This window comes from Pseudomonas sp. PDM17, from assembly GCF_014851985.1.
In the GTDB taxonomy this organism is placed as follows: Bacteria; Pseudomonadota; Gammaproteobacteria; order Pseudomonadales; family Pseudomonadaceae; genus Pseudomonas.
Genome location: NZ_JACVAT010000003.1, coordinates 175484 through 201040 on the forward strand (window position 1 = coordinate 175484; position 25557 = coordinate 201040).

Consider the following 25557-nt stretch of genomic DNA (forward strand, 5'->3'; position numbering starts at 1 on the left):
GACAGCGGCCGTCCCTGACCGTGGTGGATCAATTGTCGTGCGGGGTGTTCTTGTGGGCCGGCTTGGTGGCGGAGATCGCCGTAGCCTTGGTCTTGCCCTGGGTATCCTTGGAGTGCGCCACGGCGGACGTCGCTTGCCCGTGGCCCTTGCTGTCGTTCTTCTCGCTGCCGTAGTGATTGCCGCTCAGGCCATGGTCGCGGGTGGCCTTGCCGGCGTGCTCGCCACCGTCGTTCGCGCCATTGCTGTTGCTGCCGTGGTTACCGCCGGCATCGCCCTTGCCACCACCGTGGCCACCGCCATTACCACCACCGTTTCCGCCGCCATTGCCACCACCGTGACCGCCACCATCGCCCTTGGCATAGGCCGAACCGATCGGCGAGAGATCGGCAGGCAGCAAGGCTGTCGTGCCGAGTGCGACTGCACAGGCTACTGCAACAACCAGGGACATTTTCATCTTGTTATCGCCTCCATGGGCGGGTCTTGGGATACCTCTATGACCCTGGCGCAGGCCCCGCCGTTCGCGGCCTGCCGACGAAGTGCCAGCACGCATGTGCCAACTTGGCCGGCGCCGGAGTGTTGCGGCAACGGCTACGCTCACCGGCACAGGAGTCTCACCATGGAGGCAACACGGACATGTCCAGAATCAACACCCTTCTGGCGGCGGCCATCGGCGTCGCCCTGCTGGGCACCAGCCCCCTGCTGATGGCCGATCCGGGCAAGAACAAAGGACACGACAAAGGCGGCCAACACGGCAATCAGGGCAACAACTGGCAAGGCGGCCCGAGCATCGACATCGGCGGCGTGCAGGTCATCCTCAACGACAATCGCAACTACTGGAGCCCCGGCGCGGCCCTGCCGCCCGGCATCCAGAAGAACCTGGCCCGCGGCAAGCCGCTGCCGCCGGGCATCGCCAAGAAGCTCGACGGCCGCCTGGTCGACCGTCTGCCCCACTACGACGGCTACGAATGGCAGCAGGCCGGCACCGACCTGCTGCTGGTGACCATCGCCACCGGCGTCATCTACGAAGTGCTGCAGAACGTGCTGGATTGACGCTGCTTCCCCTGTAGGAGCAACGGTCTTTCCCTGGTAGTTCCGTGTTTGTGCTTTCCCCCTCACCCCAGCCCTCTCCCTCAGGGAGAGGGGGCAAATCGTGCCGGCTGACGCTGTGGTTTCATCCGGCACCGAACGGTCCCCTCTCCCCCTGGGAGAGGGTTAGGGTGAGGGCCGATCCGAGCACAGATCTATCCGGTAGGAGCGGGCCATGCCCGCGATCGCGCCCTTGGGGCGCTCCTACAGGATTACTCGGAACTCCGCCCACCGGATCAACCTCCAACCCTCGCCCCCACCGCCCCACCGCTGGAGTTACCGCATGACCCCGCAAGCCCCCGAATTCGACGGCCAGCGCTGGAGCAACGCCGAAGAAGACCGCATCGAAGTCGTCGCCGCCGATCCCCGCTGGCCCCAGCGCTTCGCCGAAGAAGCCGACGCCATCGCCCGTGCCGCCGACCTTCCCGGCCTCGGCATCGAGCACATCGGCAGCACCGCCGTGCCGGGGCTGGACGCCAAGCCGATCATCGACATCCTCCTGCTGCCGCCACCGGGCAGCGACCCGCACCAACTGATCGAACCGCTGCAAGAGCTGGGCTACCAGTACTGGGCCGAAAACCCCGACACCTCGCGAATGTTCTTCGTCAAAGGCATGCCGCCGCTGGGCAGCGGGCGCAGCCACCACGTCCACGTCATGGACCTGAGCGACGCCTCGCGCCGCCTGCTGTTCCGCGACTGGCTGCGCACCCACCCCGACGACGCGCAGCTCTACGCCCAGGTGAAGCACGAACTGGCGAAGCGCTTCCCCACCGACCGCGATGCCTACACCGAAGGCAAGGACGAAGTCGTCGCGCAGATACTCGGCCGCGCGCTCAACCCGCCCGAGCACCACCGCGACGGCGAAGCAGTCCACGGCGGCGAAATCCAGGGGCCGGACTGCCGCTGAAGAACGCTGCGCGTTAATCCGCCGTTAATCCAGCCGGCCGAAGCTCGGGACTCCCCCTCAGGAGGAAGTCCCATGCTCAAGCTCTCCGTGGTCACCTTCGCCTGCTTCACCCTGGTCGGCTGCGCCGACTCCCCGCACTTCAGTCACTTCAACGCCATCGAATCGCCGGTGCGCGAATCCTTCGGCGAAGACAACCTCGAACGCCAGCCCACCCGCGTGCGCCTGCAAAGCGACGATTACTCGGCGCAGCAACAGCGGATGATGTGGGGCCAGTGACGCCGCAACACCTCGGCAGACCGCGCCAGCGGCTGCCGATTGCGCTATAACGGGTGCTCCCCCAAGGCACAGGAACGGACACCATGGCCTTTGACTGGCACAGCGACCCGATCACCCGCCAGACCCCGCTCGACGCCCACTACCGCAACACCCAGAACGTCCGCCGCTTCATGACCCAGCACTGCGGCGACAGCTTCCACTTCGACCGCGCCTTCATGGCCTGGATACGCAGCGGCGCGCCAGCGGACATGGGCGCAGTGGTGGATGAGTGGCGCCGCCGGAAAGGCCTCTCCATTGGCTGAACACGCCGAGTGCCGACAATGGCGTAGCGGTGGGGCGGCCCGCTAGAATTCGCAGAGCACTCACCCTCGGACACCACCATGAAGAAATGGATATTCCTCGCCGCGCTCGCGCTGCTCGCCTGGCAATACATGGACAATCCGAACTGGCAGTCGCGCTCCTACCGCACGGCACCATCGTCCGTCAGCGCGCCCGTTGCGCCCAGCGAACCTTCCGCAGACCCCGTCGCAGTGCTTGAAAGCAAGCCGGAGCCCACGCTCAGCGTGCGTTGCGACGGCCGTAAATACTGCTCGCAGATGACATCCTGCGCAGAGGCCAAGGCCTTTTTGCGGAGTTGTCCGAACATGGAGATGGACGGCGACGGTGACGGCATTCCTTGCGAGAAACAGTGGTGCCTCATGTAGGCGAATGCCGTCCTACAAGCCACCACTCAGCCACAGCGTGAACTGACCGTCGCGCACGGCCAACGCCTGCCGCACCACGCTGTAGCGCAGCGGCAGCACACCGCCGGTGCTGACCTTCAAACGGTCAGCCAATGCCAGCACCTCCTCGAAGGAAGCCTCCGGCAGGTACTTGTTGAAGGAATAACTGTCGCGGCCGATCAGCACCTGCACCGCGTACACGTCCTGCCCGAGCGGATCGTAGACCAGCAGCCCCTGCAACTCGATGCCCGCCGGCAACCGGAACAGCGCCCGCACCAGCAGCAACGAAACGCCGGGCGCCACCTCCGCCGCCGTCGCCAGCGGAATCAGGAACGCATCCTCGCGAACGCCGTCCTGCCAGCGCCACAGGTCGCTCAGTTCCAGATGGTCTTCGGTGAATTGGTCCAGTCTGACCATGGCGCTCGCTTCAAGATTCGCTGTCGTTTTCGGCAGGAGCCCCGAAGTCAGGTTTGAGCTGCTCCACCTGAGGCACGACGTCTCCTGTCAGCAGCCAGACGGCGTACTGCGGATAGACCCTCAGCAGAATGCTCACCTCTTCGGTGCCCATGCGAATGATGCCTTTGCTGATGTTCTTCCAGCGCTGGTGGTTCGTATCACCCTGGAAGCTCAGATATTTGGGACCAGCCAAACGAACCAACTGGACTGCCCTGCCGAGGATTTCATCCATATCGGAAATTTCATGCAGGGTTCAATATTTACCCTGAATAAATCACGGGAGTAATATTTGAACCATAAGTGAATGCCGGCCCACTAGTCATGGGCGTTATCGCTCGAATACTGAATGAATGAATCAACAACGAAAAGCACGGCAACCCGGGTTGCTCGTCGGGGGCGAAGGACGTGAATTCGTCACGGAGCCGCCAGGGTGGAATCCTCGATGCCAAGGAGAAAGACATGGTTGATCTCGACCTAACCCAGGCCGCCAATCTCATTGGTAGCTACGTCCTCGTCGAAACCATCTGCGACTCCGAGGCAATTCCCGAACAGTACTGCATGCAATTCGTCGGGGTGGTGCCGCCCCTGGCCGGAGTCATCGAGCATCCCTACTTTCTCGTCATGGACCTGCTCGTCCCGTCGAAATTTCCCGAAGAACTGTTCTGGCACAACATCCAGTCGCTGATGGTGCTCGGCTCCAAGACGGCAAGCGCTCACGGAGAATTGCTGCCTGAAGAGGGGATCATGATCTGCTGAAAGGAATTGGCGGAAGGCAGTGAGAGTCGAACTCACCCAGGAACGGCTGCCGTCCCCCACCGGGTTTGAAGCCCGGCCACGCCACCGGGCGTGATTGCCTTCCCTGGTCAGAAGCCGGCTGCGCAAGTGCAGCGGCGAAAGCGGGAGCCCGGATGTTGCCACTATTGCCATGACCGATGCCAGCGCAGCGATGCCGCAGCAGCCAATCCATCACCCAGCCCCACCCTCCACCGAGCAAGCGAGTCCTCATGGGAAACCTGCTGTTGAGCCGCAACATCTTCGAAGCCATTCACCTCTTCGTCGACCCGGAATGCTCCGACGAAGAACTCATCCGCCAACTGCGCAGCCAAAAGCTGGTGATCCGTATCGGCAGAGTGCAGGACCAGCAAGTGCGACTCGTCATCGCCGCGCCGCCCTGCGTCCGAGTTCTGCGCGAAGAACTGTTGCCGGACGACGCGCATCAGTAATGCCGCACGCAAATACATCCCGTGAGGGGCCGAGTGCTCTCCTGAACACCCACCTTCGACGTAGCGTATTTACCTGTAGAAAGCGAAGATCCAGACAGGAATGACACTAGCTTTCTTTCCGCGAAAGCCGCTCATACGAGCACATCGCGACGCTCCGAAAAAATAGTATCAAGGGTTCGACTCTCTCTGCCTGGAAGGTCCACACCAATCCTAAGTGGACCGCAACCTCGGGCAGCTATCGACCCATAGCGGACGCTCGCGCGTCGATGCACTCTTGGCTCGGCCACTCAGGATTCAAAGCAGGCGTGTGACATCCCCTACCTCGACCCTCGCACACCTGATAACACCACCTAGCCCCCATATGGACGCAACATTCACTTCGATGGACTGGTTCTCCAAGACAGTAAATTCAATCAAATCAATGACATTCTGGTGATTGAAATCCTCAAGAGACAGGTATTGCAGATCGCTGAACAAGAATTCAATCAGGACGCTCCTGATACAGACCATTTCGTAGTCTGCGGTCCCTGCACCGACCTCTTTGTACTGGCGAACGTTGACGCAGAGCCGTGCTGACGTGGCAACCGGATGGCCAGCCATGGCCCTGGTGGCAGACACCGAAATCACTTCCGCATCATGAAAGCCAGGCCAGTAGCCCAGCGCTTCGATTACTTTCTCGGTGTGTTGAACGCAACCTGGGCTTTCCATAAGAGGCTTTCCTTGAGAACGATGCTGCAGTCTAACCAATGCAGAACGGGTGCCCCAATTCGCTTTGGGCAGGCGGAAGCAGCTTTGGGCTCCTAATCCGAAAGGCAGTCACTGGTTATAAACGGAGAAAGTCGAATGTCCGCTTCTGGCCGATTGCTGCCCCTGGCGGGGCATCTAGCGAACCCAAGCATGCGTGAGGTGTTTAGCCACGTATGCGAAAAGAGAACAGACTTATTTTCCACATGCCGCAGTCGGCACCCGGTCGCCCGATAACCCCACACAACCCGGCAATGACATTCTGGCCAATCAACATCAAAAGGCCACTTATTGGCCAGAAAAAGGCAGCGAACTGGCTGCCCGTGCTCTACCCTCGCTAGCAGTACCCAGGGAGCTCCACGGCATGAAGCCCACTCTACCCATCCTCGATATTTCCCCACACTTGGGCATTGGCCCGGTCTGTCTCGGCGATACGCGGGCCATGGCGCGGGACGCGCTGGCCGCCGTGGGCTTCCCGCTGGAATCGTCCAACGGGCCGACGGATTACTTCTGCCAGGCGGCGATCCAGACCGAGTGCGACGAGCAGGGGTTCATCTGGTTCATCGGCCTGTCCCAGAGCGAGCAGTACCTCGCGCGCTACCAGGGCGTGGATGTGTTTGCGCTGACGGCTGGCGAGCTGTTCTCGCTGATCGCTGCGGCGGACGACTCCGGCGCGCACGAATTCAACGACTGCGAGTACCTGTTTCCGGGGCAGATCATCACGCTGTGGGACGCGGACGAGCAGTATGACCGCCAGGGCAACGAGACACGCCCGGTCTGGGCTCAGGTCGGCATCGGCAACCCTGATTACCTCGAGGCGGTCTCGGCCCTTTGACCCGTGAGCGGACTTTGTAGCGCCAGGGGCTCTATGCTTGTCCTGCACGCTGACAAGGGAACTCCATGCTGAACGCGAAACTCACCAGGGCGCTGCTCTGGCTGGTCATCCTCATCCTCGCCATCGCCGTGCTGGCGCTGGGACTGCGGGTCGCCGCGCTGCGCAACATTCCGCCGCTGGAGCCCTGGCACACCTGGGTGCCCGAGGACCTGCACAGCGACGCCATCGACCGCACCGACTGGGCCGGCTACCTGGCCGCCGAGGACAAGCTGATGCAGGCCATGCGCAAGGAGATGGCGGCCAGCCTGCAACCCTTCGAGCGCGTCGCCTACAACCGCTACTTCGACCAGAGCCAGGTCTACCCCGGCCACTTCGCCACCGACTGGAATCGCTCGTACGAGATGCGCCCCACCGGTGAAGTGCGCGGCGCGGCGGTGCTGCTGCACGGGCTGACCGATTCGCCCTACAGCCTGCGCCACCTGGGCGAGCACCTGCGGCAACAGGGTTTCGTGGTCATCGCAATCCGCATGCCGGGCCACGGCACCGTACCGGCCGGTCTCACCGACGCGGACTGGGAAGACTGGATGGCCGCCACCCGGCTGGCCGTGCGCGAAGCTTCCGCGCAGCTGCCCAAGGGCGCGCCGCTGCTGATGGTGGGCTTCTCCAATGGCGGCGCGCTGGCGATGAAGTACAGCCTGGATGCACTGGGCGACCCGAGCCTGGCGATGCCGAAACAGGTGGTGCTGATCTCGCCGATGATCGGCGTCACCCGCTATGCGCAGTTCGCCGGATTGGCGGGCTTGCCGGCGTTGCTGCCGGCCTTCGCCAAGGCGGCCTGGTTGAGCGTGCTGCCGGAGTTCAACCCGTTCAAGTACAACTCTTTCCCCATCGCGGCGGCGCGCCAGACGGTGGAGCTGACCGACGCCGTGCAGGGCAGCCTGGAGAGCGCCAGCCGCAGCGGCAGCCTTGCGCGCCTGCCGCCGATCCTCACCTTCCAGTCGCTTGCCGACAGCACCGTCAGCACCCCGGCGGTAATCAGCAACCTCTACGACCGCCTGCCGGACAACGGCAGCCAGCTGGTGCTGTTCGACCTCAATCGCTCGCTGAACTACGGCCCGCTGCTGCGCCCGGAAATGGCCACACTCGGCGACCGCCTGCTGCCCGAGCGCCAGCGCAACTATGACCTGACGGTGATCTCCAACAGCCCGCAGAGCAGCCAGACCAGCGCCCTGCACACACCCGCCCACAGCCAGCAGCAGGAGAGCCAGCCGCTGGCAGCCAGCTACCCGCCGGATTTGTTCTCACTCTCCCACGTGGCACTGCCCTTCCCGCCCGACGACGCACTCTACGGCCAGCATCCGGCGGCCGGCGAAGACTTCGGCATCCACCTGGGCACACTCACGCCGCGCGGTGAACGCGGCGTACTGATCGTCGGGCTGGACCTGTTCCAGCGGGTGACCTCCAACCCGTTCTACGACTACCTCGTGCAACGGGTCGATCGGGTGTTGCCGTCGCGCTAGCGCTTGCCGACGTCGAGCACGACGGCAATCAGGGTGACGGCGATGAACAGCAGAATCAGCCAGGAACTCATTGGACCCACTCCCCGGTAGTCAACAGGGGTATCGAGGGGGCGTGGGGATCGGGAGTTCAGAAAGTTTCTTCAGCGGTCGACTGCGCCAGCGCCGAATCCTCCCTGATCCGCCGCTCATTGCCGAAACGGCGGGTGAAGCCGATGCGGTCGAAGTACTCCAGCAACTGGATGCAGCGCTTGCGGCCGATGCCGATGCGGTCGCGGAAGGCGGCGGCGCGGATGATGCCGGTTTCGTCGCGCAGGTGCAGGGCGTGGCCGGCGAGTTGGCGCAGGGTCTGTTCGGGGTAGAACAGGTCTTTCACCACCTGGTGCAGCTGGCCAAGGCGGCCGAGCTTGCGCAGCAGCAGGCGCACGTCGCCCTCCTCCGCCTTCAGTTCGCGGGCGAGGTCGCGTACCCAGGGCGGGTCGAAGGAGCCTGCCAGCAGCAAGGGCCAGAGGCGTTCGCGCAGTTGTTCGTCGGCTTCGCCCAGCTGCACGCGGTGGTCAGGCAGGTGCAGCCAGGGGCCGCTGCTGTCGACTTGCCCCGGCGCCAGCAGGCTTTCCAGCAGAGCGATGAACACCGGTCGCTCCAGCTGCGAGAAGGCATAGCGGCGCAGGCGGTCGCGGTCGGGGCCAAGCTCGTCGGGAGCTTCGGCGTGGAAGCGTTGCAGCGCATCGAGCAATTGCTGTTGCAGCGCGGACCAGCGTTCGGCGGAGAGCAGTCGCGCGCCGAGCCGGGTGTGGATTTCGACCGTTTCGCCGGGCAGCTGCCAGCCTTCGCGCGGGCGGTTGAACTGGCGCGCCAGCAGCGCGGGATCGAGGCCGTTGCTGGCGTGGGCCAGCAGGGTTGGCAAGGCGCTTTCCAGGCCTTCGCCCTGCAGGGCACGAAGTTGCTCCAGGCGCTCTGGGCTGCGCCGGTTGCGCGCGGGCGCGAAGGGGTCGAGCACGCGCCCGCCGCCGAGGGTGCGTTGCGCGGACTGGTCGCGCAGCACCAGGTGGTCGCCATGCACGGCATGGCTGGGCGCATTCAGCACCAGCTGCGCGAAGACGCGCTCGCCGGGTTGCAGGCGTTCGCCTTCGAGCAGTGCGACGCGGCCGGTGACGTCCTGCGCGCCGAGGTGCACATGCACCGGCGTCCAGTGGGCGAAGGCGCGGGTTTCGCTGGGCAGCAGGTTCAGGTCGATATCGATGCGCGTGGTGGGCGCATGCAGTTCGCCGGCGATCAGCCAGTCGCCCCGGTGAATCTGTTCGAGGTTCAGGCGCTCGCCAACGATGTTTACCGCCACGCGCTGGCCCGCGTGGGCCTGCTGCGCCTCGCGATTCTGTGCGTGCAAACCGCGCACGCGAGCGCGGCGGCCAGCGCTGCCCAGCAGCAATTCGTCGCCGACATTCACGGTGCCGGCAAAGGCTGTTCCGGTGACGACGATGCCGGCGCCGCTGACGCTGAAGGCGCGGTCCACGGCGAGACGGAAGCCACCGGTTGCGGCGCGCTCGCGGGTCTCGCGGGCGGCAGCGGCGAGAGCGCCACGCAATGCATCGACGCCCTCTCCGCTGACGCTGGACAGCGGGAAGATCGGCGCGCCGGCGAGCGGTCCTGATGCCAACAGTTCGCGTACTTCCGCAGCAGCCTGTGCTAGCCGTTCGCCCGAGACGCGGTCGGCCTTGGTCAGCGCGACCATGGCGCGACGGATGCCGAGCAACTTGACGATGGCGAGGTGTTCGCGGGTCTGCGGCATCACGCCGTCGTCGGCGGCCACCACCAGCAGCACCAGGTCGATGCCGCTGGCGCCGGCGAGCATGTTGTGGACGAAACGCTCGTGGCCCGGCACGTCGATGAAACCAGTGAGCGCGCCGTCGCCAAGGTCGGAATAGACGTAGCCGAGGTCGATGGTGATGCCGCGCTCGCGCTCGGCCGGGCGGCGGTCGCCCTCGATGCCGGTGAGCGCGCGCAGCAGTGAGGTCTTGCCGTGGTCGATGTGGCCGGCGGTTCCGACTATCACGCCTCGTCCTCGGCCAGCAGCGGCAGTTGTGCGACGAAGCAGGGCTCGTCGTCGAGCTGGCGCAGGTCGAGCCAAAGCGCGTCGTCATCGATGCGACCGAGCACCGGAACCGGGAGGCAGCGCAGGCGCTCCTCCAGGTCCAGCAGCGCGCGACCGCGCTGGCGCTTGGGCTGGTTCGGGCGCAGGCACAGCGCGGCGCTGGGCAAGCGCGCGACCGGTTGGGCGCCGCTGCCGATCATGCCCAAGGCATCCACGGCACTGACGCTCCAGCGCTCGCCCAGCAGCGCTGCCAAAGCAGGCGCCAGGCGCTGGGCCTGGACGCGGATGTCGGCCTGCGGACGGCTGAGCAGGCGCAGGCTGGTGAGGCGTTCGGCGAGGCGGTCCGGATCGCGGTAGAGGTTGAGCACGGCCTCCAACGCGGCGAGGGTCAGCTTGTCCACGCGCAGGGCGCGCTTGAGCGGGTTCTTCTTGATCCGCCCGATCAGTTCCTTGCTGCCGAGGATCAGTCCGGCCTGCGGACCGCCGAGTAGTTTGTCGCCGCTGAAGGTGACGATGTCGGCGCCGTCGCGCAGGGCTTCCTGCACGGTGGGCTCCTTGGGCAGGCCCCAGCGGGTGAGGTCGACCAGGGTGCCGCTGCCCAGGTCCTCCAGCAGCGGCAGACCATGGGCGTGGGCGATCTGCGCCAGCTGCGGGGTGGCGACGCTGGCGGTGAAGCCCTGCACGCTGTAGTTGCTGGTATGCACGCGCATCAGCAGGCCCGAGCGCGGGCCGATCACGGCCTCGTAGTCCTTGGCGTGGGTACGGTTGGTGGTGCCGACCTCGACCAGCTTCACGCCGGCGCGGGACATGATGTCGGGAATGCGGAAGGCGCCGCCGATCTCGATCAGCTCGCCGCGGGAGATGATGCCTTCCTTGCGCGCGCCCAGGCTGTTGAGCGCCAGCAGCACGGCGGCGGCGTTGTTGTTGACCACGGTGACGGCTTCGGCGCCGGTCAGCTCGCGGATCAGCCCGGTGATGAGGTCGTCGCGGTCGCCGCGCTTGCCGGTGGCCAGGTCGAATTCGAGGTTGAGCGGGTAGCGCGCAGCCAGGGTGATCGCTTCGATGGCTTCCTCGGGCAGCAAGGCGCGGCCGAGGTTGGTGTGCAGCACGGTGCCGGTGAGATTGAACACCCGGCGCACGCGGCTGGCGTGGTGCGCGGCGAGACGCTCGCCAGCGCGGCCGGCGAGCACCGACTCTTCCAGTTCGATGGCGGCCAGTTGGCCGTGACGGGCGGGATCGCGCAGTTCGTCGAGCAGGTCGCGCAGGGTCTTGAGCAGGGCCTCGCGGCCGTAGCGTTGCTGCAGCGGCTGGCAGGCCGGGCTGCGCAGCAGGCGGTCGATGGAGGGCAAACGTACCGAGGTCATGGACGAACCTTGTGCAGGAGGCGATGGCTGGAGTCAGTGTAGGAGACCAGGGTGGCAGCGGAAGTGCTGCGTTCGTAGGGCGCATAACCGCTTGCGGTTATCCGCCATGTCCGCGCCATGGGGTTGGCGGCGGATAACGCGTTCCGCGTTATGCGCCCTACGAGGGGCGGTTCTAACCGCCGCCACCGGGTGCGAGCAGGAGGTTCGGTGCGGTGCGCAGGTAGCCGTCTTCGGCGAGGCGGATGTCCAGCGCGAGGCTGGCCAGGTCGTCCGCCTGGGCCTCGGCGTGCTTGTCGTGCTGCTGGTAGAACTGCTTGAGGTAGGACTGGCAGCCGGGGCAGGTTTCGGCCTTGAGCGGCGCCTGGTCGCTGGCCACGCCTTCGCGCTGCAGCGAGTAGTAGGCCAGGCCCTTGCTCTCGGCACAGTGGCTGCATTTGACGCGCACGTAGTGCCATTCGCAGGAGCACAGCGAGCAGGACAGGTAACGCAGCCCGGCATGCTTGCCCTGGCTGCGGATCATCCCGGCCACCGGCGGCGCGCCGCAGGCCGGGCAGAGGGTCTGGCTGTCGGTTTCCGCCAGGGTGTCGTCGGGCAGTTGCAGCAGCCACTGGCTGAAGGCGACTTGCAGTACGGCGCCAAGGAAGGGCACCAGCGCCGGTGGCAACAGGTCGAACTGGCCGTTGAGCAGGCCCAGTGCCCAGGCCTTGCGCTGGCCGGAATCGGCGCTGCGCAGGACCCTCAGTGCCTCGGCCACGGCCGGGTTGGCGGTGACTTCATAGGCGTCGAGGAAGGCGTCCAGCAGTGGCAGCCACGCGCCTTCGCGTACCAGCACTTCGTAGGCCAGCGGCGGCATGCGGTGCTCGCGGCTGCGGGCCAGCGCGGCAGCGTCCGGCGATTGCAGGAACAGCTTGCGATCGAGCAGCGCCTGCTGGGCTTCGCAGACGCCGGCGATCAGTTCGAGGTAGCCCTGCAGGGGATTGCCCGGCGCCAGTTCACGCAGGCGCGCGGCGCGGCGGGAGAACAGATCGGGGGACGGCAGGTTGAACAGCGGGGGGATGTTGGCGGCAGCTTCGATCTGCCCGGGTTCGAGAATTCGGCCTGACACGCAGGACTCCTTGTTGGGTTTGGAGCGGGGCCTGAGGAGCCCCTCTCCCTGACCCTCTCCCTGAGGGGAGAGGGGACTGTCCGTGCCGGCTGGCAATCCAGTGTCAGCCGGCATTCATTTCAGCAGCGTTGCAGGTCAGTGACCCTTGCCCTTGTCCACGTCCTTGAGCCAGGCCGCATGGTGCTTGCGCGCCCAGCCGCGGCTGACCCAGCCGTAGAGCATGGCGCCCATCGAGCCCTTCACCCAGATGCCGGCGTAGATGTGCACCAGGATGCTGCAGATGAGCACGAAAGCGGCCAAGGCATGCAGCAGCGAGGCGATGCGGATGAGGTTGATGCCGAAGAAGTGGCTGAAGTAGGCACGCCACATCACGAAACCGGTCACCAGCAGCACCAGCATGCACAGCAGCAGGGTCCAGAACAGCAGCTTCTGCCCGGCGTTGTAGCGGCCGACTTCCGGGAGGTTTTCCTCGCGGTTGGTGACCACGTCTTTCCATTGCTTGAGCCACTGCACGTCGCGCTTCTCCACCAGGTTGTGGTGGGCGAAGCGGATCACCAGGCCGAGGAAGAACAGGAACATCGCCACCCCGAGGAAGGGGTGGAGGATGCGCGTCCACGGCCCGCCGCCGAACAGGTTGGTCAGCCAGAACATGGCCGGGTGGAACAACGCCAGCCCCGAGAGGCCGGCGAGGAAGAACAGAATGGCCACCATCCAGTGGTTGCTCCGTTCGTTGGCGTTGTAGCGCTGAATATCTTTTTTCATGTCGTCGGGCTCCTTGCTGCCCTTTTCCGCCCTCCCCGCGAGGAGGGCAGAAGTCAGTCAGCGGGGATCACGCGGATCGTAGCCATGCACCGAAGGGTCGACCTTGTGCACCGGCGCCTGCGGGTCGGGTCCGTCTTCCTCGTCCTCTTCGACCCGGTTGGGGCCGATGCGGGTGTAGTGGAAGAACCCGGCCAGCACCACGCCCGCCATGGCCAGCAGGCCCAGCGGTTTGGTGAGGCCTTTCCACAGGCTGACCATCGGGCTGATGGCCGGCTTGTCGGGCAGGCCAGCGTACAGCGAGGGCTGGTCGTTGTGGTGCAGCACGTACATGACGTGGGTGCCGCCCACGCCTTGCGGGTCATACAGGCCGGCGTTCTCGAAGCCGCGGGACTTCAGGTCCTCGATGCGCTCGGCGGCGTGTTCCTTCATGTCCTCCTTGGTGCCGAAGACGATGGCGCCGGTCGGGCAGGTCTTCACGCAGGCCGGCTCCATGCCCACCGCCACGCGGTCGGAACACAGGGTGCACTTGTATGCCTTGTGGTCCTTCTGCGAGATGCGCGGGATGTTGAACGGGCAGCCGGTGATGCAGTAACCGCAACCGATGCAGTGGTCCTGATTGAAGTCGACGATGCCGTTGGCGTACTTCACGATCGCGCCGGGGCTCGGGCAGGCCTTCAGGCAGCCTGGCTCCTCACAGTGCATGCAGCCGTCCTTGCGGATCAGCCACTCCAGGTTGCCGGCCGGGTTCTCATGCTCGGTGAAGCGCATGACCGTCCAGGACTGGTCCGTGAGGTCGATCGGGTTGTCGTAGGTGCCGTGGTTGTGGCCCACCTCGTCGCGCAGCTCGTTCCATTCCGAGCAGGCGACCTGGCAGGCCTTGCAGCCGATGCACTTGGACACGTCGATCAGCTTGGCCACTTCCTGCTCGTGCCGCACCGAGGGTGACGGCAAGGTCGTGGCGGAGCGGGCGTAGATGTCTTGACTACTCATGCTTCACCTCACGCCTTTTCCACGTTGACGAGGAAGGACTTGAACTCCGGCGTCTGCGTATTCCCGTCGCCCACGAAGGGGGTCAGGGTGTTGGTCAGGTAGCCGTTGCGCGCAACCCCGGAGAAGCCCCAGTGCAGGGGGATGCCCACGTGGTGCACGGTCTTGCCGTTGACCTGCAGCGGACGGATGCGCTTGGTCACCACCGCCACCGCCTTGATGAAGCCACGGTTGGAGGAGACCTTCACGCGGTCGCCGGCCTTGATCCCGAGCTCCTTGGCCAGCGCCTCGCCGATCTCGACGAACTGTTCCGGCTGGACGATGGCATTCAGACGGCAATGCTTGGTCCAGAAGTGGAAGTGCTCGGTGAGCCGGTAGGTGGTCGCGGCGTAGGGGAACTCGTCGGCCTTGCCGAACAGCTCCATGTCGTTCTTGAACACCCGCGCCGCCGGGCTGCTGATCGCCTGCGGGTTCTTGTGCAGCGGGTTGACGCCAATCGGCGTCTCGAACGGCTCGTAGTGCTCGGGGAACGGGCCCTCGGCCATCTTGTCGACGGCGAAGAAGCGCGCCACACCTTCGGGGTTCATGATGAACGGGTTCATTCCCGCTTCCGGCGGTACGTCGGCCTTGTAGTCGGGCACGTCGGTGCCGCCCCAGGCCTTGCCGTTCCACCACACCAGACGCTTCTTCACCGGGTCCCACGGCTTGCCGCTGACGTCCGCGGAGGCGCGGTTGTAGAGGATCCGTCGGTTGGCCGGCCACGCCCAGGCCCAGCCCAGGGTCTGGCCCATGGCGTACGGGTCGCTGTTGTCGCGGCGGGCCATCTGGTTGCCCAGTTGCGTCCAGGAACCGGCGAAGATCCAGCAGCCGCTGGCGGTGCTGCCGTCGTCGCGCAGCAGCGCGAAGGCCGGTAGCTGCTCGCCGGCTTTCGCCAGGACCATGCCGTTGTTCGGGTCGACAAGATCCGCCAGTGCCTTGCCGTTGTACTCCTTGGCCACCTCTTCCGGGCTCGGTTCGTCCGGCCGCAGGTATGGCCAGTCCAGACCCAGGATCGGGTCGGGGAAGGCGCCGCCATCCTTGCGATAGGCCGCCTGCAGGCGATGCAGCAGGCCGCTCATGATGGCGATATCGGTACGCGCTTCACCCGGCGGCTCGGCGCCCTTCCAGTGCCACTGCAGCCAGCGCCCGGAGTTGACGATGGAGCCGTCTTCCTCGGCGAAGCAGCTGGTGGGCAGGCGGAACACCGTGGTCTGGATGGCCTTGGTGTCGACGTCGTTGTGCTCGCCGGCATTGCGCCAGAACTCCGAGGTCTCGGTGGCCAGCGGGTCCATCACCACCATCCACTTCAGCTTGGCCAGCGCAGCGCTGACCTTGGCCTTGTTGGGGAAGGAGGCGATGGGGTTGAAGCCCTGGCAGAAGTAACCGTTGACCTTGCCCTGGTACATCATGTCGAAGTAACGCAGCACGTCGTAGCCGGCGCCGGGCATGTCCAGCTTCGGCAGCCAGTCGTAGCACCAGTTGTTCTCCTTGGTCGCGGCCTTGCCGAACCAGGATTTCATCAGGCTGACGTGGAATTTCGGGTAGTTCTGCCAGTAGGACAACTGCCCCGGGCGCAGCGGTTTGCTGGTGCGCTTGGTGATGAAGGCGTTGTAGTCCTGCTCCGCATCCATGCCCAGAGTCAGGTAGCCGGGCAGCGAGTTGGACAGCAGCCCCAGGTCGGTCAGGCCCTGGATGTTGGAGTGGCCGCGCAGGGCGTTCATACCGCCGCCGGGCATGCCGATGTTGCCCAGCAGCAGCTGAACCATCGCACCGGTACGGATCATCTGTGCGCCCACCGAGTGCTGGGTCCAGCCAAGGGCGTACATGATGGTCATGACCTTGGTCGGCGCCGCGGTGGTGGAAATCTCTTCCCACACCTTGAGCATCATGTCCTTGGGCGTGCCGCAGATGTTGCTCACCACGTCCGGCGTATAGCGGCTGTAGTGCTGCTTCATCAGGTTGAACACACAGCGCGGGTGCGCCAGGGTCGGGTCGACCTTGGCGAAACCATCCTCGCCCAGCTCGTACTGCCAGGAGGACTTGTCCGGGTAGGTGCGCCTCTCCGCGTCGTAGCCGTTGAACAGGCCATCGTCGAAGCCGAAGCCTTCCTTCACGATGAAGGAGACGTCGGTGTAGTTGTGCACGTATTCCTTCTGGTACTTGTCGTTTTCCAGCAGGTAGTTGATCAGACCGCCGAGGAAGGCGATGTCCGTGCCGGTACGGATGGGCGCGTAGTAGTCGGCCACCGAAGCGGAACGGGTGAACCTGGGGTCGACCACCAGCAGGCGCGCCTTGTTGTGCGCCTTGGCTTCGGTCACCCACTTGAAGCCGCACGGGTGCGCTTCAGCGGCGTTTCCGCCCATGATCAGAATCAGATCGGCATTCTTGATGTCGGTCCAATGGTTGGTCATGGCTCCACGGCCAAACGTCGGGGCAAGACTTGCCACCGTCGGGCCGTGTCAGACACGCGCTTGGTTGTCGAACGCCAGTACGCCGAGAGAACGAACCACCTTGTGGGTGATGTAGCCCGCTTCGTTGGAAGACGCCGACGCGGCCAGGAAGCCGGTGGTCAGCCAGCGGTTCACCGTCTGGCCCTGGGCGTTCTTCTCGATGAAGTTGGCGTCGCGGTCTTCCTTCACCAGCTTGGCGATGCGGTCGAGCGCCTCGTCCCAGCCGATGCGCTTCCACTCGCTGGAGCCCGCCTCGCGGATTTCCGGATACTTCAGGCGGTTGGGGCTGTGGACGAAGTCCAGGAGGCCTGCGCCTTTGGGGCAGAGCGTGCCGCGGTTGACCGGGTGATCGGAATCACCCTCGATGTGGATGATGTTCTGCGCGACGTTCTTGGCCGCGTCACCCTGGCTGTAAAGCAGGATGCCGCAACCGACCGAGCAGTACGGGCAGGTGTTGCGGGTCTCGACGGTGCGCGCAAGCTTGAAGTGGCGGATCTGGTCGGCGAATGCATCCGGGGGTGCCATCCCGAGTGCCGCCAGGCTCGATCCTCCAAGGCCCACGGCGCAGACCTTGAAAAATTGCCGACGGTTCATATCCATCGTGCGTCTCCTGATCAGGCAGCGTACGTCCGGGACATGGCCGGACCCTTGCTGCTTAAAAGATAGCCAAGCAGGCGCGATGCGCCAGCTTTGAGCGGGGCAGACCATGCACGCGGAGGATCAGCGGCGCATTGACGCGCGTCAGCCCGTCACTCAGAACGCGCTGCCGAGTACCCCCAAATGGGCAACGGGCGGGTAGGCGCAGGAGATACTCTCGCCGTCGGGGCGGCAGGCGGATTGCGCGCGATCCGGCTGGAGGGATTCGTGCAGCCCGAGCAGGGCCACGCCGATGAGGGCAGCGAGCAGGTAATGGCGCGCGTGTCTTGTTCTTATCGCTTTCATGACGACCTCCGTCACTTCAGCCTGCGATCGGGGCTTTGCAGCCCTGCCATGGGTTTGAGTCTGGAACCTGTGGCCAGTCTGTCAACCGAAGCGCTTGACCGAAATGCCCGAACGGTACGGCAGCCGGGCCGTTAACCAGCCCATCGCCGGCCCGTTAGGGTGGCAGGACCTGATTGCCCAAGAGCGCTTCCATGTCGTCCGCCGCCTCGCCCTACCCTCACCTGCTCGCCCCGCTCGACCTGGGCCCGATTCAACTGCGCAACCGCGTGGTGATGGGCTCGATGCACACCGGCCTGGAAGACCGCCTGTGGGACTTCGGCAAGCTCGCCGCCTATTACCGCGAGCGGGCGCGCGGGGGTGTCGGGCTGATCATCACCGGCGGCTTTGCGCCCAACCGCGAAGGCTGGCTTCTGCCGCTGGGCAGCAGCCTCACCAGCGGCCTGCAGGTGCCGGCGCACCGGCGCCTGACCCAGGCGGTGCACCGCGAGGGCGGGCGCATCCTGCTGCAGATCCTCCACGCCGGGCGCTACGGCTATCACCCGCTGGTGGTCTCGGCCTCGCCGGTGAAATCGCCGATCAGCTGGTTCGCCCCGCGCGAGCTGTCCGAGCGCGGCATCCTGCGCACCATCGCCGCCTTCGTGCGCTGCGCGAAGCTCGCCCACGCCGCCGGCTACGACGGCGTGGAGATCATGGGCAGCGAAGGCTACCTGCTGAACCAGTTCCTCTGCCCGCGCACCAACCAGCGCGAAGACCGCTGGGGCGGCGACCTGGGCAACCGCATGCGCCTGCCGCTGGAGATCGTCCGCCGTACTCGCCGTGCGCTGGGCGAGCGCTTCGTCATCAGCTACCGCCTGTCGCTCCTCGACCTGGTGGAAGGCGGCAACACCTGGGACGAAGTGCGCACCGTGGCGCGAGCTCTCGAAGGCGCCGGCATCGACCTGCTCAACACGGGAGTCGGCTGGCACGAGTCACGGGTGCCGACCATCGTCACTTCGGTGCCGCGTGCAGCCTTCACGGAAGTGACCGCACGCCTGCGCCGTGAACTGCGCGTGCCAGTGATCGCCAGCAACCGGATCAACACGCCGGAAGTCGCCGAGCGTTTGCTCGCCGAGGGCCACGCCGACCTCGTTTCCATGGCCCGGCCGCTGCTGGCCGATCCGCAGTTCGTAGAAAAGGCCGCCGCCGGCCGCGCTACCTCGATTAACACTTGCATCGCCTGCAACCAGGCCTGCCTGGACCACGCCTTCGCCAACCGCCGCGCCAGTTGCCTGGTCAACCCCCGTGCGGCGTTCGAGACCGAACTGCGCTACCGCAAGGCACGCGTCCACAAGCGCATCGCGGTGATCGGCGCCGGGCCGGCCGGGCTGTCCGCCGCCTGCGTCGCCGCCGAGCGCGGCCATCGAGTAACGCTGTTCGAAGCCGCCGGGGAGATCGGCGGGCAGTTCAACCTGGCCAAGCGCGTGCCGGGCAAGGAAGAATTCCACGAGACGCTGCGCTACTTCGCCGTACGCCTGGGTGAGCTGGGCGTCGAGGTGCAACTGGGCCGGCGCATCCGGCGCGGCGAACTGAGCGGCGAGTACGACGAGGTGATAGTCGCCACCGGCATCCAGCCGCGTACGCCGTCAATTCCGGGAATCGGCCATGCCAAGGTGCTCAGCTATCTCGATGTGCTGCGCGGCGCAGCGGTGGGCGAGAAGGTCGCGCTGATCGGTGCGGGCGGCATCGGCTTCGACGTCGCCAGCTTCCTGCTGACCGACCGCGACGGCCCGCAACCGCTGGGCCAGTGGCTGGGCCAGTGGGGCATCGACCTGGACAACGCCACCGGCGGCGGGCTGATCCCGCCGGTCGCCACCGCCCCCCGCCGGCAGCTCTGGCTGCTGCAGCGCAAGGCTGGCCAACCCGGCGCCGGGCTGGGCAAGACCAGCGGCTGGGTTCACCGCGCGCACCTCAAGCAGCACGGCGTGCGCATGCTCGGTGGCGTGGAGTACCGGCGCATCGACGACTACGGCCTGCACCTGCGCATCGACGGCCAGGAGCAGTGCCTGGCGGTAGACAACGTGGTGATCTGCGCCGGCCAGGAACCGCTGCTGGACCTGCAGCCGACGCTGGCGGCGCAGAACCTGCGCTACCACATCATCGGCGGCGCCAGCGTGGCGCGGGAGCTGGATGCCAAGCGGGCGATCCGCGAGGGTGCTGAGCTGGCGGCGCGGCTGTAGCCGCCAAGGTTCGGCGCCCACCGACATGCCCGGTGCTCTTCAACGTAGGATGGGTGCTTGTTCTGTGATCGGTGAGCTAGCGATCACCCCTCCAGCAACGCCTTGATCGCCTGCAGGTCGCGCTCCACCCACTGCGCGTCGCGCTCGAAAGTGGCGTCGTCCATCTGTGGCTGGCGCAGCAGAGTGAGTTGCAGCTCGCAGCCCTCGGCATTGGCGATCAGTCGCAGCGGGATGTGGACGGCCGGCGCCTGCTCGGGCAGCACGTCATGGTCGAGCACGCCGAACGCGTTGCGCGGCGAGAAGCGCACGCGCAGGGGGCCTTGCGGCGTCTGCGCCAGCCAGAGATCACCGTCCAGCGGTTCGATGGAGCTGCACAAGCCTGAGGCCCAGCAGGGGAAGTTCTTCGGGTCGGCGAGGAACTCGTAGGCAGTGTCGCGCGGCCGCTCGATGCGGACGCTCAGCACGCGGGAAGCACGGGTGGCCATGGTCGGGACCTCCATCGGGGCGGGAGCGATGCTCCAGTGTGGTGCATACTACGCGGCTGACTATTCTCGATCGACCGCTGGCCAGCCCTTCGCTGCCCTGCTTTGCGACCCTTTCCGGAGTTTCCCATGCCTACGCCGCCCTGGTGGTTGTTCGTCCTTCCGCTGATCGCCGGCGCCTGCCTGCCACTTCAGGCCGGCATCAACGGCCAACTGGCCAAGCAGGTGTCCAGCGTGCTGGCTGCCGCGCTGATTTCCTTCTTCGTCGGCATGCTCGGCCTGCTCGCCCTGACCCTGGCCAACCGCGAATTCCCCAGCCTTGCGGCGATGCGCGGGATGCCCTGGTGGCAGTGGTGCGGCGGCTTCCTGGGGATGTTCTTCATCTTCATCGCCGCCTTCGCCGCACCGCGCGTCGGCGCGCTGATGTTCATGGTCCTGGTGCTCGCCGGCCAGCTGGGCATGGCACTGGCGCTGGATCACTTCGGCTGGGCCGGTTTCAAGGAAGCGCCTGTGAGCACCCTGAAGATCGCCGGCATGGCCGCCATCGCCGTGGGTATCTGGATGATCCGCAAGGGCTGAAAACCATCCGTCTACTCTGAGCACGGATGGCTCGCCCGCAGGAGATTTCCATGACCGATATCCAGGTGATCCTGGTCGACGAACACGACAACCCGACCGGCACGATGGAAAAACACCAGGCCCATCATCTCGGGCTGCGCCACCGTGCCATCTCGGTCTACGTGTTCAACCGCACCGGTGAACTGCTGCTGCAGCGCCGCGCGGCGGGCAAGTATCACTGCGGCGGACTGTGGAGCAATACCTGCTGCGGCCACCCCTACCCCGATGAGTCCGCGAAGCACGCCGCCGAACGCCGGCTGCGCGAGGAGATGGGCGTACAGGTCGAGCTGCGCAAGCTGTTCGAGTTCAGCTATCGCCTGGAGCTGGCCAACGGCATGACCGAGCACGAGTACGGCCACCTGTTCGGTGCCGTCGACGAGCAGCCGCCGCACCCCGATCCGCAGGAAGCCGACGACTTCCGCTACGTCGCCCTGCCCGAACTGGAAGCCGAGATGGCTGCGCACCCGGAGCGTTTCACGCCCTGGTTCCTCATCTGCTACCCGACCTTCAGGGACTATCTGCGCGATAACGGCGGAATCGCCGCTCTGTAGAACGCCCTCTGTTGATCGCCGCTCTGTTCGTCGAAAGGCCAAGCAAATCTGCGCGCCGACCACTATGATGCGCGCCTTCGCGCCACCGCTACCGACTTGCCGCCATGAGAAAACCACCGCTGATTGCCAACGCCGAACTGGACCGCCTGGAAACCTGGGCGAAGTACACCTCGGGCCTGTGCAAGGACTGCAATGCCACCTGCTGCACCATGCCGGCGGAAGTGAACGTCAACGACCTGATCCGTATCGGCGTGGTCGACGAATTCGAGCGCGACGAACCAGCGAAGAACATCGCCAAGCGCCTGCTCAAGGAAGGCGTCGTCGAGCGCTTCAACCAGAAGAGCGGCATCTTCACCCTGACCCGCACCAGCAACGGCGACTGCTACTTCCTCGACCGCAAGACGCGCCTCTGCAGCGTCTACGCCAAGCGCCCGGACACCTGCCGCAACCACCCGCAGGTCGGCCCGCGCCCCGGCTACTGCGCCTACCGCAAGAAGACCAGCTGACCGCCTCGCCTCGAACCACACTCGCCGCCCAGCCATTGCCGGCTATTGGTAGTGCATGGTCACGTAAGCAGTCGAACTCACTTTGCCGCCTCTGATACGGCCTTGCGTCTGGTAATAGCGAGCGAAGAGATCGATGTTCATCGGCTGGTTATCGACCGTTGCCGTGCCCAGTGAGGTCTTGGTAGCCAAGGGGAAGGCACTCGTGCCGCTGGCATTGACCAGTTGGACCGCTACCCCCGTTGCCATATTGGCTCCTGTGCCATTGGCCAACAGACCCGTGCCGGAAACCCCCGCAGGACTTGTGCCGTCAAACTGGTACGAGACCACAGCGCCCTTGGGACAGTTCATGCGCACGGTGAAAGGCGTTTGTCCGATGGAGCTCCCGACGCCCTTGAAATCGCTGATTTTTACTGGCCTCAAATGCACCGTGACACTGGGCGTCGTGACCGTGCAGGCAACCGTCTGCACCACGACTGTCGTATTGGTGAAAACGGCCTGGTTGCTGAGCAGGCTTCCGTAGTAGGTCCGCGCAGCAGGGCTGGGCAACGTCATGGTATTACTGCCAGTCGCCAGCGGCCCCGTCACGACCAGCTGAACGCGATAAAGCCCAGCCGGCGTGTACAGAACCGACGTATAGGCCTGTGATAAGCGAGGCCAGTCCATCAGCGACGAACCACTGTTGAGGTTGACGCTGTCGATGTTCGAGGGTTGAGAACCATAGCTGTTCGAGTAGGCCGCCTTGATTCCAACGCCCTGAACGCCAGTTTGATATACGTGTGCCTGTCCTGGGACCGCCTGCATGAATGACGAATAGCCGTAGGTCGCCAATCCGGAGCCGAAGCAACCGACCCGAGTGCTGCCTCCATTGGCCCAGCCCGAATCAAAAAGGATGGTACCCACTGCGGCATCGCGCTTTACGTTGAGTGAACCAGGTAACGTCACGACAGCGGAGTTCATTCTGGCGCCGCTGTCGAAACCACAATCGGCCCGCACACTTCCGGAAAACGACATGAGCACCAACACGGAACATGGGGCGGCGAGGTGACGCACCCATTGGCTCAACCCAATCGGAGCCTTTGAGACTGGCATCTAGCGTGTCCTTGATTTTGGAGAAAGTGATTACTGCGCGAGAATAAATAGGAATGCCTGAGAATCCTCAGTCGACAGTAAAAACAAGAAAACTCCGCTATTAAGAACAGAATTTCCGCCCCAATCCGGGCGAACTACCAATGGTCTGCTCTGCATGAACTCCCTGCTCGAAGCCTGGCGACATTCACCGACCCACCGTCGCGTCTGGGCGCTCGCCGCGCCGATGATTCTCTCCAACGTTTCCGTGCCGCTGGTCACCCTGGTGGACAGCGCGGTGATAGGCCACCTGCCGCACGCCCACCAACTGGGTGCTGTGGCGGTCGGCGGCGGGCTCTATACCCTGCTGGTCGGCGTGCTGGGCTTCCTGCGCATGGGCACCACCGGCTTCGCCGCCCAGGCGGCCGGGCGTGAAGACGGCGGAGCCCTGCGGCGGATTCTCGGCCAGGGCCTGCTGCTGGCGCTGGGCCTCGCGCTGCTGCTCAGCCTGCTGGCGGTGCCGCTGACCGGCCCCGCGCTTGCACTGATGCGCCCGTCCCCCGAGCTGGATGTGCTGGCCCGCGAGTTCTTCCACATCCGCCTGTTCGGCCTACCGGCGGCGCTGGCCACCTATGCGCTGGTCGGCTGGTTTCTCGGCACGCAGAACGCCCGCGCACCGTTGGCGATCCTGCTGACCACCAACCTCATCAATATCGTCCTCAGCCTGTGGTTCGTGCTGGGCCTGGGCTGGGGCGTGGCCGGCGCAGCAAAGGCCGCGGTGACCGCCGAATGGGGCGGCGCGCTGCTCGGCCTGGCGCTGACCCGTGGCGCGCTCAGGCGCTTTCCCGGCCTGCCGGACTGGTCACGCCTGCGCGCCTGGGCCAGCTGGCGGCCGCTGCTGATGGTCAACCGCGACATCTTCATCCGCAGCCTGGCGCTGCAGGGCGTGTTCTTCCTGCTCACGGTGCAGGGCACACGCCTGGGCGACGCCACAGTGGCGGCCAACGCGCTGCTGCTCAACGGCCTGATGGTCACTGCCTACGCCCTCGACGGCTTGGCCCACGCTGTCGAGGCGCTGTGCGGCCATGCCATCGGTGGCCGCGACCGCACCGCCCTGCGCCGGTCGCTGGTAGTCGCCTGCGGCTGGTCGCTCATCGCCAGCCTGCTGTTCGTCGCCTTCTTCAGCCTCTTCGGCCACCTGTTCATCGCCCTGCAGAGCGACATCCCGGAAGTGCGCGCCACCGCCGACCAGTACCTGCCTTACCTCGCCTGCCTGCCGCTCATCGGCATGTGGAGCTACCTGCTCGACGGCCTGTTCATCGGCGCCACCCGCGCCCGCGAAATGCGCAACGCCATGCTGCTGGCCTGCGCCGCCAGCCTGCCGCTGGGTTTCGCCCTGCAGGGCTGGGGAAATCACGGATTGTGGCTAACCTTCCTATGCTTCATGTTGCTGCGCGCGCTGGTCCTCGCCGGCTACGCGTGGCAACTGACACGCCAAGATGCCTGGCAGGCGCCTGCCAGCCCCTGACCTGTTGAGGAGACGCCATGCCGGCTTGTCCCATTCCCGTTGACGAAACCCTGCGTCAGCAGACCCTGGATGAGATGAACCTGCTCGACACCCCGGCCGAGCACTACCTGGATACCCTCGTCCAGCTGACCCAGGACCTGGTGAAGGTCGATACCGTGCTGATCAGCCTGATCGACCAGGATCGTCAGTGGTTCAAGGCCCGCGTCGGTCTGGACGCCACCGAGACCACGCGCGACGTGTCCTTCTGCGGCTATGCGATTCTCGGCGAGGATACCCTGCTGGTGCCCGATGCCACCCTCGACGAACGCTTCGCCGACAACCCGCTGGTGCTCGGACCGCCCTACATCCGTTTCTACGCCGGTCGCCCGCTGCGCGCCGGCAATGGCCAGGCCATCGGCACCCTGTGCATGGTCGACCCGCGGCCGCGCAGCATGACCGAGGCGCAGCAGGCCAACTTCCGCGACCTTGCCACCCTCGCCGAGGGCTACCTGCAATTGCGCACGCTGATCCAGAGCAACCGCGACCTGCGCGTGGAGATGGACCGCGAGCAGCGCAAGGCCCTGCTCGACCCACTGACCCAGCTGTGGAACCGCGGTGGCCTGCTCGCCTTCCAGGACCGCGAGTGCCGCCTGGCGCGGCAAAACCACGTGCAGCTGGGCGTGATCTACGCCGACCTCGACCACTTCAAGGCGATCAACGACCAGCACGGCCACGCCGCCGGCGACCAGGTGCTCTGCGAATGCGCCCGCCGCCTGCGCGCCGCGCTGCGGCCAGACGACCTGCTGGTGCGCCAGGGCGGCGAGGAGTTCGTCGCTCTGCTCAAGGTGAAGGACGGCGAGGAGTTGCAGCGCGTCGCCGAACGCGTACGCGAGCTGATCGGCCACGAGCCGGTGCAACTCCCCTGCGGGCCGCTGCCGGTCAGCCTGAGCATCGGCTGCACCCTGCTGGCAGGTGAAGAGCCTGTCGACCAGGCGCTGGAACGCGCCGACGGCGCGCTTTACAGTGCCAAGCAGGCCGGGCGCAACCGGGTAAACTTCAGCGCGCCGCCGGCCTCAGCCTGATCAGAAGCAAGGCCCCAGCAGAG

The 25557-nt window shown here is 65.5% G+C and carries 28 protein-coding genes and 1 tRNA gene; 15 read left to right on the forward strand and 14 right to left on the reverse strand.

Annotated features, from left to right (window positions below; translation table 11 throughout):
* Positions 1–28 precede the first annotated feature (28 nt).
* A complete protein-coding gene (locus tag IB256_RS11025) occupies positions 29–454 on the reverse strand; it encodes a hypothetical protein (protein WP_192402537.1) in 426 nt (141 codons plus the stop codon).
* A gap of 179 nt (positions 455–633) precedes the next feature.
* On the opposite strand from IB256_RS11025, the gene IB256_RS11030 reads away from it, so the two are divergent.
* The 5 genes from IB256_RS11030 to IB256_RS11050 all read left to right on the forward strand — a co-directional run bounded on the left by IB256_RS11030 (position 634) and on the right by IB256_RS11050 (position 2973).
* Positions 634–1050, forward strand: a complete 417-nt coding sequence (locus IB256_RS11030; RefSeq protein WP_192402545.1) for an anti-virulence regulator CigR family protein — start codon at positions 634–636, stop codon at positions 1048–1050.
* A 319-nt stretch (positions 1051–1369) separates the two neighbouring features.
* Positions 1370–1993, forward strand: a complete 624-nt coding sequence (locus IB256_RS11035; protein WP_192402547.1) for a GrpB family protein — start codon at positions 1370–1372, stop codon at positions 1991–1993.
* A gap of 72 nt (positions 1994–2065) precedes the next feature.
* Positions 2066–2269 (forward strand): hypothetical protein, encoded by a 204-nt coding sequence (locus IB256_RS11040; protein WP_081515739.1) that lies wholly within the window; start codon positions 2066–2068, stop codon positions 2267–2269.
* 83 nt (positions 2270–2352) lie between these two features.
* Positions 2353–2571, forward strand: coding sequence for a DUF6434 domain-containing protein (locus IB256_RS11045; protein WP_192402549.1), 219 nt, complete (start codon positions 2353–2355; stop codon positions 2569–2571).
* Positions 2572–2649: 78 nt separating this feature from the next.
* Entirely contained in the window at positions 2650–2973 is a 324-nt protein-coding gene (locus tag IB256_RS11050; protein WP_192402551.1) for an excalibur calcium-binding domain-containing protein, read from the forward strand.
* A 12-nt stretch (positions 2974–2985) separates the two neighbouring features.
* On the opposite strand, the gene IB256_RS11055 is transcribed toward IB256_RS11050, so the two are convergent.
* Positions 2986–3408, reverse strand: a complete 423-nt coding sequence (locus IB256_RS11055) for a hypothetical protein (RefSeq protein WP_192402553.1) — start codon at positions 3406–3408, stop codon at positions 2986–2988.
* 10 nt (positions 3409–3418) lie between these two features.
* A complete protein-coding gene (locus tag IB256_RS11060) occupies positions 3419–3679 on the reverse strand; it encodes a DNA-binding protein (RefSeq protein WP_192402556.1) in 261 nt (86 codons plus the stop codon).
* Between the two features lie 227 nt (positions 3680–3906).
* On the opposite strand from IB256_RS11060, the gene IB256_RS11065 reads away from it, so the two are divergent.
* On the forward strand, positions 3907–4203 hold the full coding sequence (locus IB256_RS11065) for a hypothetical protein (protein ID WP_192292795.1): 297 nt from the start codon (positions 3907–3909) through the stop codon (positions 4201–4203).
* A 7-nt stretch (positions 4204–4210) separates the two neighbouring features.
* On the opposite strand, the gene IB256_RS11070 is transcribed toward IB256_RS11065, so the two are convergent.
* Positions 4211–4306: transfer RNA gene (locus tag IB256_RS11070), tRNA-Sec, on the reverse strand.
* Between the two features lie 145 nt (positions 4307–4451).
* Between IB256_RS11070 and IB256_RS11075 the strand changes: the two genes are divergently transcribed.
* Entirely contained in the window at positions 4452–4670 is a 219-nt protein-coding gene (locus IB256_RS11075) for a carbon storage regulator (protein WP_192225305.1), read from the forward strand.
* Between the two features lie 294 nt (positions 4671–4964).
* Here IB256_RS11075 and IB256_RS11080 read toward each other — a convergent pair whose 3' ends face one another.
* Positions 4965–5378 (reverse strand): Imm50 family immunity protein, encoded by a 414-nt coding sequence (locus IB256_RS11080; RefSeq protein WP_192291629.1) that lies wholly within the window; start codon positions 5376–5378, stop codon positions 4965–4967.
* 400 nt (positions 5379–5778) lie between these two features.
* On the opposite strand from IB256_RS11080, the gene IB256_RS11085 reads away from it, so the two are divergent.
* Both IB256_RS11085 and IB256_RS11090 read left to right on the forward strand, forming a co-directional pair.
* Positions 5779–6249 carry a hypothetical protein gene (locus tag IB256_RS11085; RefSeq protein WP_192402557.1) on the forward strand — a complete coding sequence of 157 codons (471 nt, stop codon included), beginning with the start codon at positions 5779–5781 and terminating at the stop codon, positions 6247–6249.
* Positions 6250–6314: 65 nt separating this feature from the next.
* The gene (locus IB256_RS11090; protein WP_192402559.1) at positions 6315–7769 is read left to right on the forward strand and encodes an alpha/beta hydrolase; all 1455 of its coding nucleotides are present in this window, start codon (positions 6315–6317) and stop codon (positions 7767–7769) included.
* A gap of 127 nt (positions 7770–7896) precedes the next feature.
* Here IB256_RS11090 and selB read toward each other — a convergent pair whose 3' ends face one another.
* The 7 genes from selB to IB256_RS11125 form a co-directional block, all read right to left on the reverse strand.
* On the reverse strand, positions 7897–9819 hold the full coding sequence (gene selB, locus IB256_RS11095) for a selenocysteine-specific translation elongation factor (RefSeq protein ID WP_192402561.1): 1923 nt from the start codon (positions 9817–9819) through the stop codon (positions 7897–7899).
* The gene (gene selA, locus IB256_RS11100; RefSeq protein WP_192402563.1) at positions 9816–11222 is read right to left on the reverse strand and encodes an L-seryl-tRNA(Sec) selenium transferase; all 1407 of its coding nucleotides are present in this window, start codon (positions 11220–11222) and stop codon (positions 9816–9818) included. Before selA ends, selB begins: the two co-directional genes overlap by 4 nt.
* A 172-nt stretch (positions 11223–11394) precedes the next feature.
* A complete protein-coding gene (gene fdhE, locus IB256_RS11105) occupies positions 11395–12327 on the reverse strand; it encodes a formate dehydrogenase accessory protein FdhE (protein ID WP_192292805.1) in 933 nt (310 codons plus the stop codon).
* A 135-nt stretch (positions 12328–12462) separates the two neighbouring features.
* Positions 12463–13089: a formate dehydrogenase subunit gamma gene (locus IB256_RS11110; RefSeq protein WP_192402565.1), complete on the reverse strand. Its 627-nt coding sequence runs from the start codon at positions 13087–13089 to the stop codon at positions 12463–12465.
* A 57-nt stretch (positions 13090–13146) separates the two neighbouring features.
* Positions 13147–14079, reverse strand: coding sequence for a formate dehydrogenase subunit beta (gene fdxH, locus IB256_RS11115; protein ID WP_081515660.1), 933 nt, complete (start codon positions 14077–14079; stop codon positions 13147–13149).
* A gap of 8 nt (positions 14080–14087) precedes the next feature.
* Positions 14088–17165: a formate dehydrogenase-N subunit alpha gene (fdnG, locus tag IB256_RS11120; protein ID WP_192402567.1), complete on the reverse strand. Its 3078-nt coding sequence runs from the start codon at positions 17163–17165 to the stop codon at positions 14088–14090.
* A gap of 153 nt (positions 17166–17318) precedes the next feature.
* On the reverse strand, positions 17319–17507 hold the full coding sequence (locus IB256_RS11125) for a hypothetical protein (RefSeq protein ID WP_081515654.1): 189 nt from the start codon (positions 17505–17507) through the stop codon (positions 17319–17321).
* A gap of 191 nt (positions 17508–17698) precedes the next feature.
* Between IB256_RS11125 and IB256_RS11130 the strand changes: the two genes are divergently transcribed.
* Complete coding sequence (locus IB256_RS11130; RefSeq protein ID WP_192402569.1) at positions 17699–19723, forward strand: NADPH-dependent 2,4-dienoyl-CoA reductase; 2025 nt, start codon at positions 17699–17701, stop codon at positions 19721–19723.
* A gap of 83 nt (positions 19724–19806) precedes the next feature.
* Here IB256_RS11130 and IB256_RS11135 read toward each other — a convergent pair whose 3' ends face one another.
* Entirely contained in the window at positions 19807–20208 is a 402-nt protein-coding gene (locus IB256_RS11135) for an SRPBCC family protein (RefSeq protein WP_192292811.1), read from the reverse strand.
* 126 nt (positions 20209–20334) lie between these two features.
* On the opposite strand from IB256_RS11135, the gene IB256_RS11140 reads away from it, so the two are divergent.
* From IB256_RS11140 to IB256_RS11150, 3 genes are all read left to right on the forward strand, one after another.
* On the forward strand, positions 20335–20784 hold the full coding sequence (locus tag IB256_RS11140) for a DMT family transporter (protein WP_081515646.1): 450 nt from the start codon (positions 20335–20337) through the stop codon (positions 20782–20784).
* A 50-nt stretch (positions 20785–20834) separates the two neighbouring features.
* The gene (gene idi, locus IB256_RS11145; RefSeq protein WP_192402571.1) at positions 20835–21374 is read left to right on the forward strand and encodes an isopentenyl-diphosphate Delta-isomerase; all 540 of its coding nucleotides are present in this window, start codon (positions 20835–20837) and stop codon (positions 21372–21374) included.
* Positions 21375–21478: 104 nt separating this feature from the next.
* Positions 21479–21880 (forward strand): YkgJ family cysteine cluster protein, encoded by a 402-nt coding sequence (locus IB256_RS11150; protein ID WP_192292815.1) that lies wholly within the window; start codon positions 21479–21481, stop codon positions 21878–21880.
* 42 nt (positions 21881–21922) lie between these two features.
* Here IB256_RS11150 and IB256_RS11155 read toward each other — a convergent pair whose 3' ends face one another.
* On the reverse strand, positions 21923–22969 hold the full coding sequence (locus tag IB256_RS11155; RefSeq protein ID WP_192402573.1) for a fimbrial protein: 1047 nt from the start codon (positions 22967–22969) through the stop codon (positions 21923–21925).
* A gap of 154 nt (positions 22970–23123) precedes the next feature.
* Here IB256_RS11155 and IB256_RS11160 point away from each other — a divergent pair, with 154 nt between their 5' ends.
* Both IB256_RS11160 and IB256_RS11165 read left to right on the forward strand, forming a co-directional pair.
* A complete protein-coding gene (locus IB256_RS11160; protein WP_192402575.1) occupies positions 23124–24473 on the forward strand; it encodes an MATE family efflux transporter in 1350 nt (449 codons plus the stop codon).
* 17 nt (positions 24474–24490) lie between these two features.
* Positions 24491–25534, forward strand: coding sequence for a sensor domain-containing diguanylate cyclase (locus IB256_RS11165; RefSeq protein ID WP_081515638.1), 1044 nt, complete (start codon positions 24491–24493; stop codon positions 25532–25534).
* Positions 25535–25557: the final 23 nt, after the last annotated feature.

Coding starts and splice junctions, on each gene's coding strand:
- IB256_RS11025 (WP_192402537.1), bottom strand. CDS start 454: ATGAAAATGTCCCTGGTTGTTGCAGTAGCCTGTGCAGTCGCACTCGGC.
- IB256_RS11030 (WP_192402545.1), top strand. CDS start 634: ATGTCCAGAATCAACACCCTTCTGGCGGCGGCCATCGGCGTCGCCCTG.
- IB256_RS11035 (WP_192402547.1), top strand. CDS start 1,370: ATGACCCCGCAAGCCCCCGAATTCGACGGCCAGCGCTGGAGCAACGCC.
- IB256_RS11040 (WP_081515739.1), top strand. CDS start 2,066: ATGCTCAAGCTCTCCGTGGTCACCTTCGCCTGCTTCACCCTGGTCGGC.
- IB256_RS11045 (WP_192402549.1), top strand. CDS start 2,353: ATGGCCTTTGACTGGCACAGCGACCCGATCACCCGCCAGACCCCGCTC.
- IB256_RS11050 (WP_192402551.1), top strand. CDS start 2,650: ATGAAGAAATGGATATTCCTCGCCGCGCTCGCGCTGCTCGCCTGGCAA.
- IB256_RS11055 (WP_192402553.1), bottom strand. CDS start 3,408: ATGGTCAGACTGGACCAATTCACCGAAGACCATCTGGAACTGAGCGAC.
- IB256_RS11060 (WP_192402556.1), bottom strand. CDS start 3,679: ATGGATGAAATCCTCGGCAGGGCAGTCCAGTTGGTTCGTTTGGCTGGT.
- IB256_RS11065 (WP_192292795.1), top strand. CDS start 3,907: ATGGTTGATCTCGACCTAACCCAGGCCGCCAATCTCATTGGTAGCTAC.
- IB256_RS11075 (WP_192225305.1), top strand. CDS start 4,452: ATGGGAAACCTGCTGTTGAGCCGCAACATCTTCGAAGCCATTCACCTC.
- IB256_RS11080 (WP_192291629.1), bottom strand. CDS start 5,378: ATGGAAAGCCCAGGTTGCGTTCAACACACCGAGAAAGTAATCGAAGCG.
- IB256_RS11085 (WP_192402557.1), top strand. CDS start 5,779: ATGAAGCCCACTCTACCCATCCTCGATATTTCCCCACACTTGGGCATT.
- IB256_RS11090 (WP_192402559.1), top strand. CDS start 6,315: ATGCTGAACGCGAAACTCACCAGGGCGCTGCTCTGGCTGGTCATCCTC.
- selA (WP_192402563.1), bottom strand. CDS start 11,222: ATGACCTCGGTACGTTTGCCCTCCATCGACCGCCTGCTGCGCAGCCCG.
- IB256_RS11110 (WP_192402565.1), bottom strand. CDS start 13,089: ATGAAAAAAGATATTCAGCGCTACAACGCCAACGAACGGAGCAACCAC.
- fdxH (WP_081515660.1), bottom strand. CDS start 14,079: ATGAGTAGTCAAGACATCTACGCCCGCTCCGCCACGACCTTGCCGTCA.
- IB256_RS11125 (WP_081515654.1), bottom strand. CDS start 17,507: ATGAAAGCGATAAGAACAAGACACGCGCGCCATTACCTGCTCGCTGCC.
- IB256_RS11130 (WP_192402569.1), top strand. CDS start 17,699: ATGTCGTCCGCCGCCTCGCCCTACCCTCACCTGCTCGCCCCGCTCGAC.
- IB256_RS11135 (WP_192292811.1), bottom strand. CDS start 20,208: ATGGCCACCCGTGCTTCCCGCGTGCTGAGCGTCCGCATCGAGCGGCCG.
- IB256_RS11140 (WP_081515646.1), top strand. CDS start 20,335: ATGCCTACGCCGCCCTGGTGGTTGTTCGTCCTTCCGCTGATCGCCGGC.
- idi (WP_192402571.1), top strand. CDS start 20,835: ATGACCGATATCCAGGTGATCCTGGTCGACGAACACGACAACCCGACC.
- IB256_RS11150 (WP_192292815.1), top strand. CDS start 21,479: ATGAGAAAACCACCGCTGATTGCCAACGCCGAACTGGACCGCCTGGAA.
- IB256_RS11155 (WP_192402573.1), bottom strand. CDS start 22,969: ATGCCAGTCTCAAAGGCTCCGATTGGGTTGAGCCAATGGGTGCGTCAC.
- IB256_RS11160 (WP_192402575.1), top strand. CDS start 23,124: ATGAACTCCCTGCTCGAAGCCTGGCGACATTCACCGACCCACCGTCGC.
- IB256_RS11165 (WP_081515638.1), top strand. CDS start 24,491: ATGCCGGCTTGTCCCATTCCCGTTGACGAAACCCTGCGTCAGCAGACC.